This window comes from Pseudoduganella danionis (genome assembly GCF_009720775.1).
Taxonomy (GTDB): Bacteria; Pseudomonadota; Gammaproteobacteria; order Burkholderiales; family Burkholderiaceae_D; genus Rugamonas; species Rugamonas danionis.
Genome location: NZ_WNKW01000001.1, coordinates 861,393 through 878,593 on the forward strand (window position 1 = coordinate 861,393; position 17,201 = coordinate 878,593).

Sequence of the window (17,201 nt, forward strand, 5' to 3'; positions counted from 1 at the left end):
AGCGGGATAATGGCACGATCGAGATAGATCCGCGTTCCACTTAACCCCGCAGCAGGCAGGCACCATGGCAGAAGATAGCGACGCCGAAAAGACCGAACCCGCGTCACAGAAGCGCCTCGAGCAGGCGCGTGAGGAAGGCGACGTTCCCCGAAGCCGGGAAGTAGCGACGTTTACCGTGCTGATGGCAGCCGGTGCCGGTCTGTGGATGACGGGTGAAGGGCTGATCCGTCAGCTCAGTTCGGCACTGGTGTCGGGGCTGGCCCTGACGCCGGAGCAAGTATTCGATGCCGATGTGCTGATCAACCGCATCCTGGTTGATCTGGTGCGCGTGCTGCTGGCCTGTCTGCCGCTGGGCGTTGCCGTGATGATCGTGGCGCTGGTGTCGCCGCTGCTGGTCGGTGGCTGGCTGTTCTCGGGCAAGGCCGTCATGCCGAATTTCGGCAAACTCAATCCCATCAACGGTATCGGCAATATGTTTTCCACCAATGCGCTGGTGGAACTGTTCAAGGCCGTGGCCAAGGCGCTGGTAGTCGGGCTGGTGGCCTGGCTGGTGGTGATGAAGCAGAAAGATGCCGTGATCGGGCTGGCCGTGGAGCCGCTCAAGCTGGGTACTGCCCATCTGTTGCATATGCTGGCCAGCAGCTTTTTGTTCATCGTCGGTGCGTTGGGCTTTATCGCCGCCATCGATGGTCCTTACCAGATGTGGCATTACGCAAACAAGCTGAAGATGACCCGTCAGGAGCTGATCCAGGAATCCAAGGAGTCCGACGGCAATCCCCAGATCAAGGCCAAGATTCGCCAGCTGCAGCGCGAGATGGCCAAACGCCGCATGATGGCCGATGTGCCGACCGCCGATGTGGTGGTCACCAACCCGACCCACTATGCGGTGGCGCTGAAGTACGACGACGGCATGCGCGGTGCGCCACGCGTGGTGGCCAAGGGCACGGACGAAGTGGCGGCCAAGATACGCGAGATCGCGCGCGAACACAAAGTGACCATGCTGGAAGCGCCGCCACTGGCCCGTGCGCTGTTCAAGCACACGGAAATCGGCGACGAAATTCCGGAAGCCTTGTACGCGGCAGTGGCCGAAGTGCTGGCCTATGTGTTCCAATTGCGTCTGTTCAGCAAAGGCAATGGCAACCGTCCTGAAGTACCGAAGAAACTCGAGGTGCCGCCAGAGCTGGACCCTCTGCACGTGAGCACGCTCAAGCAGCAAACTGATACGAATAACGGAGCACCTGTATGAACGCCCTGAGCAACATCAAACTGCCGCCATGGCTGCAAGGCCTGGCCAATAGCCGTAACAAGAGCAGTCTGGCCGCGCCTATCCTGATCATCATGATGCTGGGCATGATGGTGCTGCCTCTGCCGGCCTTCATACTGGATTTGCTGTTCAGTTTCAATATCGCCCTGTCCGTGATTGTGCTGCTGACCAGTCTGTACACGGTCAAGCCGCTGGATTTCATGGCTTTCCCGACCATCCTGCTGGTGTCGACCATGTTGCGCCTGTCGCTGAACGTGGCCTCGACCCGCGTGGTGCTGACCCAGGGGCATACCGGTGCCGATGCGGCCGGTAAGGTGATTGAAGCGTTCGGCCACTTCCTGATCGGCGGTAACTATACGGTCGGTATCGTGGTGTTCATTATTCTGACCATCATCAACTTCACCGTGGTCACCAAAGGTGCGGGCCGTATTGCCGAGGTGGGCGCGCGTTTCGCACTGGATGCGATGCCCGGTAAGCAGATGGCGATCGACGCCGACCTCAATGCCGGCCTGATCGGCGAAGCGGAAGCGCGCAAGCGCCGTAGCGAAGTGGCGCAGGAAGCGGAATTCTACGGCGCCATGGACGGTGCCAGTAAATATGTACGCGGCGATGCCGTGGCCGGTATTCTGGTGACGGTGATTAACGTGGTGGGCGGCCTGCTGGTGGGCTTGCTGCAGCACGATATGCTGTTCGCCGACGCGATCAAGAACTACACGCTGCTGGCCATCGGTGACGGTCTGGTGGCACAGATACCCTCGCTGGTGATTTCGACGGCAGCCGGTATCGTGGTGTCGCGCGTGGCCAGCGAACAGGATATCGGGACCCAGGTGGTGGGCCAGTTGTTTGCCAAACCGCAGGTGCTGTATATTACGGCCGCCATCATCGGCGGCATGGGTCTGATTCCGGGCATGCCGAATCTGGTATTCCTGCTGCTGGCAGCCGTGCTGGGTGGTTCGGCCTATCTGCTGACGCGCAAGGAAGAATCCTCCAAGGCGGAAGAGGTGGCGGCGGCCGAAGCGGCTGCGGCGGCACCTGCCACGGCGCCCGAACAGGAAGAAGCCAGTTGGCAGGATATTATGCCGGTCGATACGCTGGGGCTGGAAGTGGGCTACCGCCTGATTCCGCTGGTCGACAAGACCCAGGGCGGCGAACTGCTGAAACGTATCAAGGGCATCCGCAAGAAGTTTGCCCAGGAAGTGGGCTTCCTCGCGCCGCCCGTGCACATCCGCGACAATCTGGAACTCAAACCTTCGGCCTACCGTATCGCGCTCAAAGGCGTGGAAGTGGGGACGGGCGAAGCCTATAACGGCCAGTTCCTGGCGATTAATCCCGGCATGGCCAGCGGTACCTTGCCCGGCATGGCGACCAGCGATCCGGCCTTCGGCCTGCCCGCCACGTGGATCGATGCCAGCTTGCGCGATCAGGCCCAGAGCATGGGCTATACGGTGGTCGATGCAGGCACCGTGGTGGCCACCCACCTGAACCATTTGATTACTACCCACGCTTCCGAGCTGCTGGGTCGGGCCGAAGTGCAGGCTTTGCTTGACCATCTGGGCAAGGATGCGCCCAAGCTGGTGGAAGATCTGGTGCCGAAAACGGTGTCGCTGTCGACGCTGCAGAAAGTGCTGCAGAATCTGCTGGTGGAAGGCGTACATATCCGCGATATGCGTTCGATTATCGAAACGCTGGCCGAGCATGCAGGCAATACCCAGGATCCGAACGACTTGACGGCGCTGGTGCGGATAGCATTGGGTCGTGCCATCGTGCAGCAGCTGTTCCCGGGTGCTAATGAATTGTCCGTCATGACGCTGGATAACCGGCTCGAACGCTTGCTGATGCAGGCGCTGGCGGCCAGTGGCCCGGATGGCGCCGGTATCGAACCGGGCTTGGCCGATACCATTGCCCAGCAAGCTCAGCAGGCTGCGGCCCAGCAGGAAGCGCTGGGTCTGACACCGGTACTGCTGGTGCCCGGCCCGCTGCGGGCGCTGCTGTCGCGCTTCCTGCGCCGTTCGCTGCCGCAGTTGAAAGTGCTGTCGCATGCTGAAGTGCCGGAATCGAAAACCATACGCGTGACCGCGCTGGTTGGTCAGCAGCCCGCTTAATCCGCAGCGTGCGACTGGCACGCTATGGCACCAGTCTTTTCCGGTGGTGAAGCTGCGCGATTTCGAGGTGCACATGGAGCAGTTGTGCAGCGATCCAAATCCGTTTGCGCTGGTTACGCTGGCCCATCTGCAGGCGCGCCGGACGCGGCGCAATGCGTTTCAGCGGCGCCATGCGAAATGGCATCTGACCAAACTACTGTTGCGGCGCGACTGGGATAGGCAGCGTATCATCGATCTGTATCGCCCCCTAGACTGGCTGCTGCGGCTGCCAGCCAGCCTGGAAAGCCGGGTGCGGCGTGGCATACATCTGATAAGGGAGGGTACCGACATGGCATACCTATCTTCTCTCGAGCGTTACGGTCTGGAACAGGGTTTGCAAAAAGGTTTGCAACAAGGCTTACAGCAAGGACAGGCCGCGCAGTTGCTCGACATACTGGAGTTGCGTTTCGGTACTTTGCCTGAGGCTGTACGCAACCGAGTTGCGACGGCAGAATCTGCCCAGTTACGGCGCTGGGCGCGCAACTTTGTTTATGCAGAGCGGCTGGAGCAGGTTTTTACCGCCGAATAGGCGGCTGGGGCTGCATAGGGGAAATACGGCCGAATTGTCCTCTTGTTCATCGGATCGTTTCCGGAGTGCATCGTCAATAATGGCACTGTACGAGGAAAAGTCGTCTCATCCAGAAGACGCCACTCGCCCCAGAATGCAGAGAGCCGGCCATGAACGTCAAAAAATTTACCGCCCCGACCTCCCGTGAAGCGCTGCGCAAAGTGCGCGAAGCCTTAGGCCCGGATGCCGTGATCCTGTCCAACCGTCAGGCCGACGGTGAAATCGAGATACTCGCGCTGGCGAACGAAGACGCCGCCTCGCTGGCCATGCCGGCTCCCCATTCGCCTATGGCTGAACCGCCCCCGCTGCTGGACCTGCCGACGGCTGCGCCGGCAGCGCGCGCCGAAGCGCCGCGCGCTGCCGCGCCAGCGCCGCGTGCCCCTGCCGCCGCACCACGCCGCGCTGCAGCACCTGTTGCTGCTGCACCAGCCTACGCCAGCGCCGCCCCTGTGGCAGCGGCCATGAGTGCAGACCAGATCAACGCCATGGTGGCTGCCGCTGTGGCCAGCGCCAAGGAATCGGCCGCTGCCGAGATGATGGGCATGATGAATGAAATCCGCGCCATGCGCGGCATGATGGAAACCCAGTTGGCAGAAATCTCGTGGGGCGCCACCCAGTCGCGCGAACCGCAGAAAACTGCCGTACTGCGCGAAATGCTGGCCGCCGGCTTCTCGGCCAGCCTGGCCCGCTACCTGATAGAAAAACTGCCAGCCAACCGTGACGCGGCCGATAGCATGCGCTGGATTAAATCGGTGCTGAGCCGCAATCTGTCGGTAATGTCGAATGAAGATGCACTGCTCGATCAGGGCGGTGTGTTCGCGCTGGTCGGTCCTACCGGCGTCGGCAAGACCACCAGCACGGCCAAGCTGGCCGCCCGCTGCGTGATGCGCCACGGCCCGGACAAGCTGGCCCTGATCACCACCGATGCCTACCGTATCGGCGCGCACGAACAGTTGCGCATCTACGGCAAAATCCTCGGCGTGATGGTGCACTCGGTCAAAGACGAAGCCGACCTGCGCATCGCCCTGAAAGAACTGAAAAACAAGCACACCGTACTGATCGATACCGTTGGCGTGAGCCAGCGTGACCAGATGGTGACGGAACAGGTATCGATGCTGCAAGGCGCGGGTGCCAACGTCAAGCGCCTGCTGTGCCTGAACGCCACGGCTACCCAGGAAACCCTGAACGAAGTGGTGCGCGCTTATCAGGGCAGCGGTCTGGCCGGCTGCATCATGACCAAGCTGGATGAAGCGGCTGCGATCGGCAATGTGCTGGACGTGGTGATCCGGCAGAAGCTCAACCTGTTCTATGTGTCGAACGGCCAGCGCGTGCCGGAAGACCTGCATCTGGCTGATCCGGCTTATCTGATCGACCGTGCTTTCAAACTCAAGCGCGATGCGGCCGCCAGCCAGTTCCTCGATGCCGAGCTGCCTCTGGTAATGGGCGCCGGCACCAGCGATTCCGCACTGCGCGAGGTGCACCTTGGCTAATTTCGATTTCGATCAGGCCGAAGGCCTGCGCCGCATGCTGGCGGGGCCCAAGCCCCGCATCGTCACCTTCCTGTCCGCGCAAGCGGCCGACGACAAAGCCGCCATGCTGGTCAATCTGGGTGCCTCGCTGGCCCGTGCCGGCAACGATGTGCTGCTGATGGATGCTTGCGCCAGTGCTCATGGCGTGGCCAGCCGTCTGGGTGTCGATAGTGGCGCCAGCCTGCTCAATGTGGCACGGCAGGAATGTGCGCTCGATCAGGTTATCCATCAGGTACCGCAGGGTTTTGCGGTCGCCTCGATGACGCGCGGCCAGCCGCGCAGCGGCCCCGATGAGACGCGCCGTCTGGCCAAAGCCTTCGACGTACTGGTGAAACAGACGGGCATCGTGATCGTCGATGGCGAATTCGATGCCCACGGTTTCCCGCTGCCTGTCATGGATAGCTCGGAAATTGTGGTGCAAGTGGGAAAAAGTGCTGCCTCGATCACGGCCGCATACAGTATGATCAAGCGTCTGAATCAGGAACTGGGGCGCCGTCCGTTCGGAATTCTGGTCACCGGGGCTTCCGAAGCGGAAGCAAAGGTGGTATACGATAACATGGCACAGGCTGCCAGCCGTTATCTGGCAGTCAACCTGATCTCCATGGGCTCGGTCCCGGCGGATGAATACCTGCAACGCGCAGCACGCTTGGGGCGTGCCGTGGTCGATGCGTTTCCGCTGGCCGGTGCTTCCGTGGCGTTCCGCCAACTGGCCGGACGGTTTGCCATGGCGGCAAGCCCGGCCTGGCGCTAGGTCCGGCACGACGAGTGAACTAGTGCGCTTGCAGACACGTACTCAATGACGATAAAAATAGTTTATGTACACGGTTAAAGGGAAAGCGGACAAGAATTCTTTACTGACGGAGCATATGCCGTTGGTAAAGCGCTTGGCCCATCACATGAAGGCGAAACTGCCCCCCAGCGTCGAAGTCGACGATCTGGTGCAGGCCGGTATGATCGGTCTGCTGGACGCCATCAGCCGGTACGAAGATAGCCATGGTGCCCAGTTCGAAACCTATGCCGTGCTGCGCATCCGCGGCGCCATGCTGGACGAGCTGCGCAATAGCGACTGGCTGCCCCGTTCGATGCGCCAGAACATGCGCAAGATCGAAGCGGCCATGAGCACGCTGCAGCAGCGTCTGGGCCACCCGCCGACCGAATCGGAAGTGGCGAAAATGCTCAAGCTGTCGCTGGCCGACTATCAGGAAATGCTGTCCGATGGCGGCGGCCACCAGCTGGTCTACTACGAAGATTTCCACGACGACGATGGCAACGATAGCTTCCTCGACCGTTATTGCTCGGATGAAGAGAGCGATCCGCTGCGCGCGCTGCTGGACGGCGATTTCCGTCAAGCCGTGATCGACGCCATCGATGCCTTGCCGCCGCGCGAAAAGATTCTGATGGGGCTGTACTATGAAGAGGAGCTCAACTTGAAAGAAATCGGCGCCGTGATGGGCGTGTCGGAATCACGCGTATCGCAATTGCATACGCAAGCAGTGGCACGTCTGCGTGCTTCGCTGCGGGAGCGGTCATGGACTGGGCCAGCGTAGCCGGGGTGCTGCTGGCGCTGGCCGGCATCATCATCGGCCAGTCGCTGGAAGGCGGCAAGCTGTCGTCGCTGTTCCAGCCGGCGGCTTTCGCCATCGTGGTGGTGGGCACGGTCGGTGCCGTGCTGCTGCAAAGCCGGTTTGCCAGCTTCAAGCGCGGCCTGCGCATGCTCAAGCTGGTGTTTGCGCCGCCGCCGGACACCCGGCTGGCACTGGCGCGCGAGATCAATGCCTGGAGCTTGTCGGCACGGCGCGATGGCTTGCTGTCGCTCGAGCGTTACATGCTGTCCTCGAAAGACCCGTTCATTACCAAGGGTTTGCGCCTGATCGTCGACGGCATCAATCCCGACAAGCTGCGCCAGATCCTCGATGCCGAAATCACCGTGTATGAAACGGAAGAGCGGCTGGCCGTGCGCATCTGGGAATCGGCGGCCGGCTATTCGCCTACCATCGGCATTCTGGGCGCCGTGCTGGGCCTGATCCACGTGATGGAAAACCTCACTGATCCGAACAAGCTGGGTGCCGGTATCGCCGTGGCCTTCGTCTCCACCGTGTACGGCGTGGGACTGGCCAACTTGCTGTTCTACCCGATTGCCAACAAACTCAAGGCCGTGGTCACGCAAGCCGTGTTCCAGCAGGAGATTGCAGCGGCCGTGTTCTACGATATCGCCACCGGCGACCATACCCGCGTGATCGACGAACGCGTGGCCACGCTGATGCAGGGGCGCTAGCATGCAATACCGGCGCGCCCGCAGGAAGTTCGATGACGAACCGGAAAACCACGAGCGCTGGCTGATTTCGTATGCCGACTTCATTACGCTGCTGTTTGCGTTCTTCGTGGTGATGTATGCGATCTCTTCGGTCAATATCGGCAAGTACCGCGTGTTCTCCGATGCGCTCGGCGATGCGTTCGGCGGTGCCGGCTCGGCCCAGTTGATCAATACGGAAGTGCCTAGCCTGCCGTTGCCGAATGTGGCCATCAAGCGTCGCGCTGATGCGGTGCGCAAGGAAAAAGAACACATGACCAAGCTGGCGCAGGATCTGCTGTCCACGCTGGCGCCGCTGGTTAAGGAAGGCAAGGTCAGGGTGACGCAGAACAGCCGTGGCGTGAGTGTGGAAATCAATGCCTCGGTACTGTTTGATCCCGGTGATGCGCGCCTGACCACGGAATCCACCGAAGCGCTACGTGCCGTTGCGTCGCTGCTGCGTAACGATAGCCACAATGTGCAGGTGGAAGGGCATACCGATAACCAGCCTATCCGCAATGCGCTATTCCCATCTAACTGGGAACTATCGGCCGTACGTGCGAGCAGCGTGGTGCGGCTGTTTGTCGATGCCGGTGTGGGGGCGGAACGTTTGACGGCGGTAGGCTATAGTTCGAACGTGCCGGTGGCTTCCAATGATGATCCTATCGGGCGCGCGCGCAACCGCCGCGTGGCCGTGACCATCCTGTCCGGCATACCGGAAACCATCACGGAAATTCCGACCGGCCTGCCGAATCAGTAAGTTATAAAGTAAGCCGCAAAAACAGCAATGGCGACAGCGCAGAGATGCGCTGTCGCCATTTTTTTTCGTGGGCCTCACATGCTGCCGCCAGGGGAGGGCGGCCGAATCGGAAGGCGCTTAGCCGCTTAGCCGGCCAGGAAACCGCGGCTGCGCGGCAGCGTGGTGGACATGCCGCCGGGGCCGTAGAAATTATTTGGTGCCGCGTGGGCGGGGCGCAAGGCTTGCAGCGCAGCCTGGGTATTGTTCATCTGCTTGTTGATCAGCATGCCGTTGATGCGGTTCAGCTCTTTGGCTTCGCGCGTATGCTGTAACAGGGCTTGCCACAGGGTGGTGGCTTCGTGGGCGTCGGTGCCGCTGGCGGCGATCCAGCCATCCATGCCGACTTCTTCGGCCGCATAACCGGCCCGGCCCAGAGCCCGGTGGCGCTGGGCGGATAGCATGGTCATCTGCGTGACCAGCGTGTTCTTCTTGGTGGTGATGGCCGGCATGCCTTCCATCTCCGCCGCTACCAGTAATTGCTGTTCCTGCTTGAGTACATCCACCAGCGTGGACATGATCTGTTGTTCTTCGCGCAGGCTGTTCAGCGGGGTAGCGGTTGCCATGATGGACCTATCGTTTACGTGAGTGCAGCAGATCCTTGACGGTGTCGAGTAAGCCATCTGCTACTTTTTCGGAATTGACCTGGAACTGGCCGTCAGCAATTGCGAGCTTGATGCGTTCGACTTTCTTCGTGTCGAACACTGCGCTGCTGCTGCCGGTCGAACTGGCCGCCAATGCCTGCCCTTGCGGCGACAGGCGCACATTGTCTGACGTCGCTGGCGTGGCCGGAGCTGCGGCCTTTTCTGCGCCGCGCGCAGTCGAGGTCGAGGCCGGAGTCGCCGACGGCAAACCAGTGGTGCTCTTCAATGTATCGTTAATTTTCACAGCATTTCCTTCTCTGGTAGGAGTACGAAACTCCGGGATCTGAGTATCTATCGGCACCGTCTTAAGAAACTTTAGCGTTGCCTCGCATAAACTTCAGATCTTCCGTCGTTGCGCCTGTTCCTGCGCACGCTGGCGCTAGAAAGCTACCTCTACCATGCCGCCCGCTTTGGCGATGCCGCTGATCTGCTGGCCGCCGGCGGTACGCACTTGCACTACCTGTCCATCGCCGGCCGTGCTCATGGCCCGGCCTTCGGAGGACACACTGAAACCATTGCCGCTGGTGATCACACGCACTAGCTGGCCCGATTGCACGACTGGCTTGCTGCGCAGCGTATCGAGCCGCAGCGGCGTACCGGCAGGCAAAGAAATATTGGCACTTCGACCAATCACTTGTGCCGCTTCGGTGGCGATGCCGGCCGGCAGCATGGTCAGGTCGCCCTTCAGCGTGACCAACTGCTTGTCGTCTATGCTCTGGCCCTGGGCCAGCGGCACGGCACTGGCCACATAGTCGCCGATCACGGTCACCGTGGCTTGTACATAGATAGTCCATGGGCTGGGCGCGACGCAGCGCACGCCTACCGTAGTCTTGCCCCATGCGCGCGCACCGGCCATGAAGAAGGCTTGCGGTTCAGCGCAGGCCGCTAGCTGCATGCGCGGATCGATCGCGCCTATGCTCAGCGTGACCTGGCCCGGCAGGCCGGCCGTCTGCACTTGCAAAAACTGTTCGACCGTGCGCCGCAGTGTGGCGGGATCCTGGCGTTGTGACGCGTTCTGGGCGGACGCCGTATTAACAGCAGTGGCGCTCAGGCAGAGCAGGGCGGCGCTAACAGTGCAGGCGAGACGAGTATTCATGGCGGTTTTGCGGCCGTAGCCGGAAAGAGTCTTACTGATGCTGCCATCTTAAACTTCCGCGCCGCACTTGAATGGATGAATAGGCTGGAAAAGCCCCCGTTTATTGGGCGATGGTGCGGTGCTGCGCATGCGTATCATCGATCCTGTCATTACACCTTGTCCGTGGTTGGACATTCATCAGTAGGCATGTGGAGAGGTTGGAGGCTGTCATGTTAGGAAAACTCGACGCTTATCTGCGCTTTAACGAAGCGGCACTGAGCTTGCGCTCGCAGCGCCAGGCTGTGCTGGCCTCGAACATCGCCAATGGTGATACGCCTAACTACAAGGCACGCGACATTGATTTCACCAGCGCGCTGCAAACGGCCCTGGACAAGAGCGGCGGCAATGTGCCGGCCACGCTGAAGACCACGGCGGCCAAGCATTTCCCTAACCCCCTGCAAGCAGCCGGTACTAATGCGGACGGTACGCCGCTGTTGTACCGCGGCGTGGTGCAGGGTGCGGTGGACGGCAACACGGTGGACATGGACGTGGAGCGTAACCAGTTCACCGATAACGCGGTGCGCTATGAAGCCGGCATCACCATGATCAATGCGCAGATCAAGCACATGATGGCCGCGATTCAGGGAGGTAACTAATTATGTCGCTGTTTAATATTTTCAATGTGTCCGGTTCGGCCATGAGTGCGCAGTCGCAGCGCCTCAACGTGGTGGCCTCGAATCTGGCCAATGCCGACAGTGCCACCAGTGCCAGCGGCGAAGCCTACCGTGCGCGTCAGGTGGTGTTCGAAGCCACCCCGCAGGCTGGCGATGGCAGCTCCACGGGCGTGCGCGTCAAGCAGGTGGTGGAAGACCAGTCGCCCATGAAGCAGATGTATGACCCGAAACATCCGATGGCGGACGAAAAAGGCTATGTGACCATGCCTAACGTGAATGTGGTGGACGAGATGGTGAATATGCTGTCGGCCTCGCGCTCCTATCAGACCAACGTCGAAACCATGAATGCAGCCAAAACGCTGCTGCTCAAAACCCTGACCATCGGCCAGTAAATTTTAAGAGGCAATCATGACTATCAGTGCAGTAAGCGATACGCCCAAAACTTCCACCGTCGCCAGCGCGGCCAGTACGGTCGCCAAGGACAGTGTCGAGGCCGATCAGGATAAATTCATGAAGCTGCTGGTAACGCAGCTCAAGAATCAGGATCCGTTAAACCCGATGGATAACGCCGCCATGACCAGTCAGTTGGCCCAGTTGTCGACCGTGACGGGTATAAACAAAGTCAATGCCACGCTGGAGTCGCTGCGTACCGATCAGGCCAATGCCCAGTCGCTGACGGCCACCAATCTGATTGGCAAAGGCGTGCTGGTGGCCGGTAAAGGCATAGAGCTGTCGAGCAGCACCGACAGCAGCGGCAAGACCACCAGCAGCAGCGTGTTCGGCGTCGATCTGGCATCGGCGGCGGAAAGCGTGAGCATCACTATTCAAGATGGCGCAGGCAAAACAGTGCGTACGTTGAGCCTGAAAAATAGCGAGGTCGGCACCTATCCCATCACCTGGGATGGCAAGACCGATGCAGGCGGTAAAGCGGCCGATGGCAACTACACTTTTAGCGTCAAGGCCGTCAGCAATGGCAAGACGCTGAGCGACGCTACGGCTTTGCAGCTGGCCTCCGTGGCCAGCGTATCGACCGGCAGCGGCGGCGTGAAACTGAATACTTCGCTGGGACAGTTTGCAATGTCCGCAGTGAAAGAAGTGCTGTAACGATTAACTGGCGCGGCTTCATGATCGGGGCCACGCTCACATTAGCTCATACCTAGCAGGGGGAATACCATGTTCCAACAAGGACTTAGCGGCCTGAACTCAGCATCCAAATCGCTGGATGTGATCGGCAACAATATCGCCAACGCCAGCACGGTTGGTTTCAAGAGCTCGCAGGCGCAGTTCGCCGATCTGTATGCCAATTCGCTCAACGGCGTTTCCGGCAACAATGCCGGTATCGGTGTGACCACTGCCAAACTGGCCCAGCAGTTCACCCAGGGCAATATCGAAACCAGTACCAATCCGCTCGATGTGTCCATCAATGGTGGCGGCTTCTTCCGCGAAGTGGTGAATGGCGCCGTACAGTACACGCGCAATGGCCAATTCCATGAAGACAATACCCACACGCTGGTGAGTGCCCAGGGCGCCCAGTTGACCGGTTATCTGTCCAATTCCGCGGGCGTCATCCTGCTCGGTGCACCTGTCCCGCTCAAGCTCGACAAATCTGACCTGACCCCTGTGCAAACCACCACGGCCAACTTCCAGTTGAACCTGAGCTCGGCCGAAAAAGTCCCCGCTACCATCCCGTTCGATGCGGGCGACCCGACCAGCTACAACAAGCAGACGGTGCTCAATGTGTATGACAGCCTGGGTACCTCGCACATCATGACCACCTACTACGTCAAGACGGATGCGAACACCTGGGACGTGTATGCTGCGGCCGATAACAAGGAAGTCGTGTCGGCCAGCGTTGCCGCGGCGATCAATTCCGATACCACCGTGCAGGGCGCGCGTACGGCGTATAACGATGCGGTGCGTGCCACTCCGCCAGATATCGCTGCGATCGCCACCGCTGCGGGCACCTATGCCACCGCTGCGTACAACTCCATGCTGGCGGCAGCCTCGGTACCGCCGGCCGCCGCTTCGCAGGCCCAGCTCGATGCGCTGACGGCAGCCTACACGGCGCTCGATCCGACCACGAGCGGCTCGATCACGGGCATGACGCCGGACCAGATCAATGCCAAGCTGGCTGCGGCCATTACCGTACCGGCGATCAAGGTTGGTACGCTGTTATTCGATAAAAACGGTGCGCTCAATCCGGAAGCCATGGCGCTGATGACGCCGCCACAGACGCTGCCATTCAATATCAGCCTGCCGATCTTCCCGGATACGGGTGCGCAGCAGCCGATGATGGTTTCCACCACGTTCGACAAGACCACCCAGTACGGCAGTGTGACCAATGACCTCGGTTCGACCCAGAACGGTTATTCGGCCGGTTCGTGGCAGCGTTATGCCATCGATGAAAATGGCGTGATTCTGGGCCAGTACAGCAACGGCAAGTCGCGTCCCATGGGGCAGATCTGCATGGCCAACTTCGCCAGTGTGGATGGTCTGACGCCGCTCGGTAACAATGCCTGGAGCGAGAGTTCGGCATCGGGTGTGCCGACCATAGGCGTGCCGAATGCCGGTTCGATGGGCGCGCTGCGGGCCAGTTCGGTGGAAACCTCCAACGTCGATCTGACCCAGGAACTGGTGAATATGATTACCGCCCAGCGCGTGTATCAGGCCAATGCGCAAACCATCAAGACGGAAGACTCGGTGCTGCAGACGCTGGTCAATCTGCGCTAAGTCTAGGCTTAATCGGAAAGTAACAGGATCAGCATCGGGAAGAGGAAGCGGCCATGGATCGTTTAGTTTATACGGCAATGACGGGCGCACGTCACGTGATGGAACAGCAGGCCACGGTGGCCAACAATCTGTCCAATGTGACCACCACGGGCTTCCGCGCCCAGCTCGACAGCTTCCGTGCCGTGCCGGTAGTGTCGGAAGGCTTGCAAACGCGGGCCTTCGTGGTCGATTCCACCGTGGGTGCCGACATGCGTGCCGGCCCCATCCAGACTACCGGCCGTCCGCTCGATGTGGCGGTGCGCGATCAGGGCTGGCTGGCCGTGACCTCGGCCGACGGTTCGGAAGCCTATACCCGCAACGGTAGCCTGAAAGTCAGCGACAACGGCCTGCTGCAGACCCAGAGCGGGCTGACGCTGGTCGGTGATGGCGGCCCCATCGCGATTCCGCCCGACACCAATATCAGCATCGCCAGCGATGGTACGGTGAGTGCCATCTCGAACGATTTCAAACCGGGTCCCGCCAACGTGCTGGGCCGCTTAAAACTGGTCAACCCCGATACCAAGGGGCTGGTGCGCGGTAATGACGGTCTGTTCCGTCAAACTAGTGGCGAAGTGGCGGAAAACGATCCCGCCGTGCGCCTCGTCGATGGCGCGCTGGAAGGCAGTAATGTGAATGCCGTGGACTCCATGGTCAACATGATCAGTCTGGCAAGGCAGTTCGAAATGCAAATGAGTCTGCTCAAGAACGCCGAGAATAACGCCGCAAAAGCCACCCAGATCCTCGCTTTGAGTTGATGCTTGCTCCCGCATAATGCTTGCGTGGGATGAGTAGCTGTCGCTACCCCGTCCAAGCAAGGGAGAAGCATCATGATACGTTCACTGTGGATCGCCAAGACCGGCATGGAAGCGCAGCAGACTGCGCTCGACGTCACCACCAATAATCTGGCCAACGTCGGCACCAACGGCTTTAAAAAGTCGCGCGCCGTGTTCGAAGACCTGCTGTACCAGAACCTGCGCCAGCCCGGCGCCCAGTCCTCGCAGCAGACCAATTTGCCTTCGGGTATGCAACTCGGTACGGGTGTACGTCCTGTTGCGATCGAACGCATCCATACGCAGGGTAACTCGCAAGCCACCGGCAATGACAAAGACCTCATGGTCAGCGGCAATGGCTTCTTCAATGTGCTGCTGCCGGACGGCACCACGGCCTATACCCGCGACGGTTCGTTCCAGCGTGATAACAATGGCCAACTGGTCACCTCCAGCGGCTATGTGCTGCAACCGGCCATCACCATCCCGCAAGCGGCGCAGTCGTTCACGGTAGGCCGCGATGGCACCGTGTCCGTCACGCTGCCGGGCCAGACGGCGCCACAGCAGATCGGCAGCATCCAGGTCTCGACTTTCATCAATCCGACCGGGCTCGAATCCAAAGGTGAAAACCTGTACGTGGAAACGGGCGTGTCGGGCAATCCGCAGACCAATACGCCGGGCACCAATGGCGCCGGGGTGATTCTGCAAGGCTATGTGGAAACTTCCAACGTCAACGTGGTGGAAGAAATGGTCAATATGATCCAGACCCAGCGTGCCTATGAAATCAATTCCAAGGCCATCACCACGTCCGACCAGATGCTGCAGAAACTGTCGCAGCTGTAAGGAGATTGACATGAAATCCAGCTTTCTGATGATCGTCGCGGCACTCGGCCTGAGCGCCTGTGCCACCACCCCGACCTCCATCGTGCAGATGCCGCTGACGGCCCGTCCGCTGACCAGCGCGCAGATGCAGGCCGCGCCCAACAGTGGCGCGATCTACCAGCCGGCCGCCTACCGTCCGATTTTCGAAGACCGCCGTGCGCGCCATATCGGTGACGTGCTGACGCTGGTCATCACGGAAAAGACTTCGGCCGTGAAAGCCGGCGCCAGCTCGGGCAATAAATCGGGCAGCGTGAGCGCCAGCGTGCCGGGCCCGCTGCAATCGACGTTCGGCGGCACCATAGGTGCTAACAGCGCCAGCAAATTTGCCGATGCCGACAACCAGTCGGCCAGCAATACCTTCACGGGCACCATGGGCGTGACGGTGGTGGAAGTGCTGGATAACGGCAACCTGATCGTGGCTGGCGAAAAGCAGGTGGCCATGAACAAGGGCGTGGAATTCATCCGCTTCTCCGGCATGATCAATCCGGACAACATCGGCACGGGCAATACCGTGCAGTCGACGGCCGTGGCCGACGCCAAGGTGGAATACCGCACCAATAGCACGATAGACCGCGCCGAGATGACCTCGATGGCCTCGCGCTTCTTCCAGAGCCTGTTACCTTTCTGAGTACTATCATGGACAGCTTACAATCAATCACAGAAGGCGTACGCCGCGTCAGCGGCCTGTGCAAACTGGCTGCACTGCTGCTGGTGCTGCTGGTGCTGCTGGTGGGCGCGCTGCTGGTGCAGCCGGCCCGCGCCGAGCGCCTGAAAGATCTGGCCAGCATTGCCGGCGTACGGCAGAATCAGCTGATCGGCTACGGCCTCGTAGTCGGTCTCGATGGCAGCGGTGACCAGACCACCCAGACGCCGTTCACGGTGCAAAGCGTGGTCTCCATGCTGCAGCAGCTGGGGGTGAACCTGCCGCAGGGCACCACGCTGCAACTGAAAAACGTCGCGGCCGTGATGGTAACGGCTTCGCTGCCAGCGTTTGCCCAGCCGGGCCAGACGCTTGATATCACCGTTTCGTCCATGGGTAATGCCAAGAGCTTGCGCGGCGGTACGCTGCTGATGACGCCGCTTAAAGGTGCGGACGGCCAGGTCTACGGCATGGCCCAGGGCAATGTGCTGGTCGGCGGTGTCGGTGCTTCCTCGGGCGGCAGCTCGCAGGTGGTGAACCATCTGAGCGTGGGCAAAATTGCCGGCGGTGCCACGGTGGAACGTGCCGTGGCCAGCAAGCTGGGCGAAAACAACTTCATCCATCTGGAACTGAATACGGCCGATTTCGCCACTGCCAGCCGCGTGGTCGAAGTGATCAACGACAAATACGGTCCCGGCATCGCTTATGCGCTCGATAGCCGCGTGATCCGCGTGCAGTCGCCCAGCAGCAGCGACCAGCGCGTGGCCTTCATCGGCACCTTGCAGGATATGCAGGTGGCGCCTTCGGAACAGCCGGCCAAAGTCATCATGAATGCGCGTACCGGTTCGGTGGTGATGAACCGCGCCGTCACGCTCGATACCTGCGCGATTTCGCACGGCAATCTGTCGGTGTCGGTGTCGGCCGAGCCGCAGGTTAGCCAGCCGAATGCGCTGTCCGGCGGCCGCACGGTGGTCACGCAGAATCCGCAAATCGGCATCAAGGCCGATAGCGGCAAAGTCATGCTGGTCAAAGGCGGTGCTTCGCTGGCTGATGTGGTGAAAGCCCTCAATGCGATCGGTGCCACACCGCAGGACCTGCTGTCGATACTGCAGGCCATGAAAGCGGCCGGTGCCTTGCGCGCCGAACTGGAAATCATTTAAGC

At 60.5% G+C, this 17,201-nt stretch carries 19 protein-coding genes; 16 read left to right on the forward strand and 3 right to left on the reverse strand.

Annotated elements, in window-relative coordinates:
• Window positions 1-64 precede the first annotated feature (64 nt).
• The 8 genes from flhB to motD all read left to right on the forward strand — a co-directional run bounded on the left by flhB (window position 65) and on the right by motD (window position 8,552).
• A complete protein-coding gene (flhB, locus tag GM655_RS03670; protein ID WP_155433243.1) occupies window positions 65-1,246 on the forward strand; it encodes a flagellar biosynthesis protein FlhB in 1,182 nt (393 codons plus the stop codon).
• Entirely contained in the window at window positions 1,243-3,366 is a 2,124-nt protein-coding gene (gene flhA, locus GM655_RS03675; protein ID WP_155433244.1) for a flagellar biosynthesis protein FlhA, read from the forward strand. Before flhB ends, flhA begins: the two co-directional genes overlap by 4 nt.
• A gap of 43 nt (window positions 3,367-3,409) precedes the next feature.
• The gene (locus GM655_RS03680; RefSeq protein WP_155433245.1) at window positions 3,410-3,934 is read left to right on the forward strand and encodes a hypothetical protein; all 525 of its coding nucleotides are present in this window, start codon (window positions 3,410-3,412) and stop codon (window positions 3,932-3,934) included.
• A 149-nt stretch (window positions 3,935-4,083) separates the two neighbouring features.
• Entirely contained in the window at window positions 4,084-5,463 is a 1,380-nt protein-coding gene (flhF, locus tag GM655_RS03685) for a flagellar biosynthesis GTPase FlhF (protein WP_155433246.1), read from the forward strand.
• A complete protein-coding gene (locus tag GM655_RS03690; RefSeq protein ID WP_155433247.1) occupies window positions 5,456-6,253 on the forward strand; it encodes a MinD/ParA family ATP-binding protein in 798 nt (265 codons plus the stop codon). The genes flhF and GM655_RS03690 overlap by 8 nt, the downstream gene beginning before the upstream one ends.
• 64 nt (window positions 6,254-6,317) lie before the next feature.
• On the forward strand, window positions 6,318-7,049 hold the full coding sequence (locus GM655_RS03695) for an RNA polymerase sigma factor FliA (RefSeq protein ID WP_155433248.1): 732 nt from the start codon (window positions 6,318-6,320) through the stop codon (window positions 7,047-7,049).
• On the forward strand, window positions 7,031-7,777 hold the full coding sequence (locus GM655_RS03700; protein WP_155433249.1) for a flagellar motor protein: 747 nt from the start codon (window positions 7,031-7,033) through the stop codon (window positions 7,775-7,777). The genes GM655_RS03695 and GM655_RS03700 overlap by 19 nt, the downstream gene beginning before the upstream one ends.
• 1 nt (window position 7,778) lies before the next feature.
• Window positions 7,779-8,552, forward strand: a complete 774-nt coding sequence (gene motD, locus GM655_RS03705; protein ID WP_155433250.1) for a flagellar motor protein MotD — start codon at window positions 7,779-7,781, stop codon at window positions 8,550-8,552.
• Window positions 8,553-8,677: 125 nt separating this feature from the next.
• On the opposite strand, the gene GM655_RS03710 is transcribed toward motD, so the two are convergent.
• From GM655_RS03710 to flgA, 3 genes are all read right to left on the reverse strand, one after another.
• Window positions 8,678-9,154, reverse strand: coding sequence for a flagella synthesis protein FlgN (locus tag GM655_RS03710; protein WP_155433251.1), 477 nt, complete (start codon window positions 9,152-9,154; stop codon window positions 8,678-8,680).
• Between the two features lie 7 nt (window positions 9,155-9,161).
• A complete protein-coding gene (flgM, locus tag GM655_RS03715; RefSeq protein ID WP_161033954.1) occupies window positions 9,162-9,476 on the reverse strand; it encodes a flagellar biosynthesis anti-sigma factor FlgM in 315 nt (104 codons plus the stop codon).
• A 135-nt stretch (window positions 9,477-9,611) separates the two neighbouring features.
• Window positions 9,612-10,328 carry a flagellar basal body P-ring formation chaperone FlgA gene (gene flgA / locus GM655_RS03720; RefSeq protein ID WP_155433252.1) on the reverse strand — a complete coding sequence of 239 codons (717 nt, stop codon included), beginning with the start codon at window positions 10,326-10,328 and terminating at the stop codon, window positions 9,612-9,614.
• A 209-nt stretch (window positions 10,329-10,537) separates the two neighbouring features.
• Here flgA and flgB point away from each other — a divergent pair, with 209 nt between their 5' ends.
• The 8 genes from flgB to GM655_RS03760 all read left to right on the forward strand — a co-directional run bounded on the left by flgB (window position 10,538) and on the right by GM655_RS03760 (window position 17,199).
• Window positions 10,538-10,963 carry a flagellar basal body rod protein FlgB gene (gene flgB / locus GM655_RS03725; RefSeq protein WP_155433253.1) on the forward strand — a complete coding sequence of 142 codons (426 nt, stop codon included), beginning with the start codon at window positions 10,538-10,540 and terminating at the stop codon, window positions 10,961-10,963.
• A gap of 2 nt (window positions 10,964-10,965) precedes the next feature.
• Window positions 10,966-11,373, forward strand: a complete 408-nt coding sequence (gene flgC, locus GM655_RS03730; protein ID WP_155433254.1) for a flagellar basal body rod protein FlgC — start codon at window positions 10,966-10,968, stop codon at window positions 11,371-11,373.
• A 16-nt stretch (window positions 11,374-11,389) separates the two neighbouring features.
• Window positions 11,390-12,085: a flagellar hook assembly protein FlgD gene (locus tag GM655_RS03735; RefSeq protein ID WP_155433255.1), complete on the forward strand. Its 696-nt coding sequence runs from the start codon at window positions 11,390-11,392 to the stop codon at window positions 12,083-12,085.
• 69 nt (window positions 12,086-12,154) lie between these two features.
• Window positions 12,155-13,711, forward strand: coding sequence for a flagellar hook protein FlgE (locus tag GM655_RS03740; protein WP_155433256.1), 1,557 nt, complete (start codon window positions 12,155-12,157; stop codon window positions 13,709-13,711).
• A 53-nt stretch (window positions 13,712-13,764) separates the two neighbouring features.
• Window positions 13,765-14,505 carry a flagellar basal-body rod protein FlgF gene (gene flgF, locus GM655_RS03745; RefSeq protein ID WP_155433257.1) on the forward strand — a complete coding sequence of 247 codons (741 nt, stop codon included), beginning with the start codon at window positions 13,765-13,767 and terminating at the stop codon, window positions 14,503-14,505.
• Between the two features lie 72 nt (window positions 14,506-14,577).
• The gene (gene flgG, locus GM655_RS03750) at window positions 14,578-15,360 is read left to right on the forward strand and encodes a flagellar basal-body rod protein FlgG (RefSeq protein ID WP_155433258.1); all 783 of its coding nucleotides are present in this window, start codon (window positions 14,578-14,580) and stop codon (window positions 15,358-15,360) included.
• Between the two features lie 10 nt (window positions 15,361-15,370).
• Complete coding sequence (locus GM655_RS03755) at window positions 15,371-16,027, forward strand: flagellar basal body L-ring protein FlgH (protein WP_155433259.1); 657 nt, start codon at window positions 15,371-15,373, stop codon at window positions 16,025-16,027.
• A gap of 8 nt (window positions 16,028-16,035) precedes the next feature.
• Entirely contained in the window at window positions 16,036-17,199 is a 1,164-nt protein-coding gene (locus GM655_RS03760) for a flagellar basal body P-ring protein FlgI (RefSeq protein ID WP_155433260.1), read from the forward strand.
• Window positions 17,200-17,201: the final 2 nt, after the last annotated feature.

Excerpts from the sequence above, each read along its gene's own strand:
- flhB (WP_155433243.1), top strand. The coding sequence starts at position 65 with ATGGCAGAAGATAGCGACGCCGAAAAGACCGAACCCGCGTCACAGAAG.
- flhA (WP_155433244.1), top strand. The coding sequence starts at position 1,243 with ATGAACGCCCTGAGCAACATCAAACTGCCGCCATGGCTGCAAGGCCTG.
- flhF (WP_155433246.1), top strand. The coding sequence starts at position 4,084 with ATGAACGTCAAAAAATTTACCGCCCCGACCTCCCGTGAAGCGCTGCGC.
- GM655_RS03695 (WP_155433248.1), top strand. The coding sequence starts at position 6,318 with ATGTACACGGTTAAAGGGAAAGCGGACAAGAATTCTTTACTGACGGAG.
- GM655_RS03700 (WP_155433249.1), top strand. The coding sequence starts at position 7,031 with ATGGACTGGGCCAGCGTAGCCGGGGTGCTGCTGGCGCTGGCCGGCATC.
- motD (WP_155433250.1), top strand. The coding sequence starts at position 7,779 with ATGCAATACCGGCGCGCCCGCAGGAAGTTCGATGACGAACCGGAAAAC.
- GM655_RS03710 (WP_155433251.1), bottom strand. The coding sequence starts at position 9,154 with ATGGCAACCGCTACCCCGCTGAACAGCCTGCGCGAAGAACAACAGATC.
- flgA (WP_155433252.1), bottom strand. The coding sequence starts at position 10,328 with ATGAATACTCGTCTCGCCTGCACTGTTAGCGCCGCCCTGCTCTGCCTG.
- flgB (WP_155433253.1), top strand. The coding sequence starts at position 10,538 with ATGTTAGGAAAACTCGACGCTTATCTGCGCTTTAACGAAGCGGCACTG.
- flgC (WP_155433254.1), top strand. The coding sequence starts at position 10,966 with ATGTCGCTGTTTAATATTTTCAATGTGTCCGGTTCGGCCATGAGTGCG.
- GM655_RS03735 (WP_155433255.1), top strand. The coding sequence starts at position 11,390 with ATGACTATCAGTGCAGTAAGCGATACGCCCAAAACTTCCACCGTCGCC.
- GM655_RS03740 (WP_155433256.1), top strand. The coding sequence starts at position 12,155 with ATGTTCCAACAAGGACTTAGCGGCCTGAACTCAGCATCCAAATCGCTG.
- flgF (WP_155433257.1), top strand. The coding sequence starts at position 13,765 with ATGGATCGTTTAGTTTATACGGCAATGACGGGCGCACGTCACGTGATG.
- flgG (WP_155433258.1), top strand. The coding sequence starts at position 14,578 with ATGATACGTTCACTGTGGATCGCCAAGACCGGCATGGAAGCGCAGCAG.
- GM655_RS03755 (WP_155433259.1), top strand. The coding sequence starts at position 15,371 with ATGAAATCCAGCTTTCTGATGATCGTCGCGGCACTCGGCCTGAGCGCC.
- GM655_RS03760 (WP_155433260.1), top strand. The coding sequence starts at position 16,036 with ATGGACAGCTTACAATCAATCACAGAAGGCGTACGCCGCGTCAGCGGC.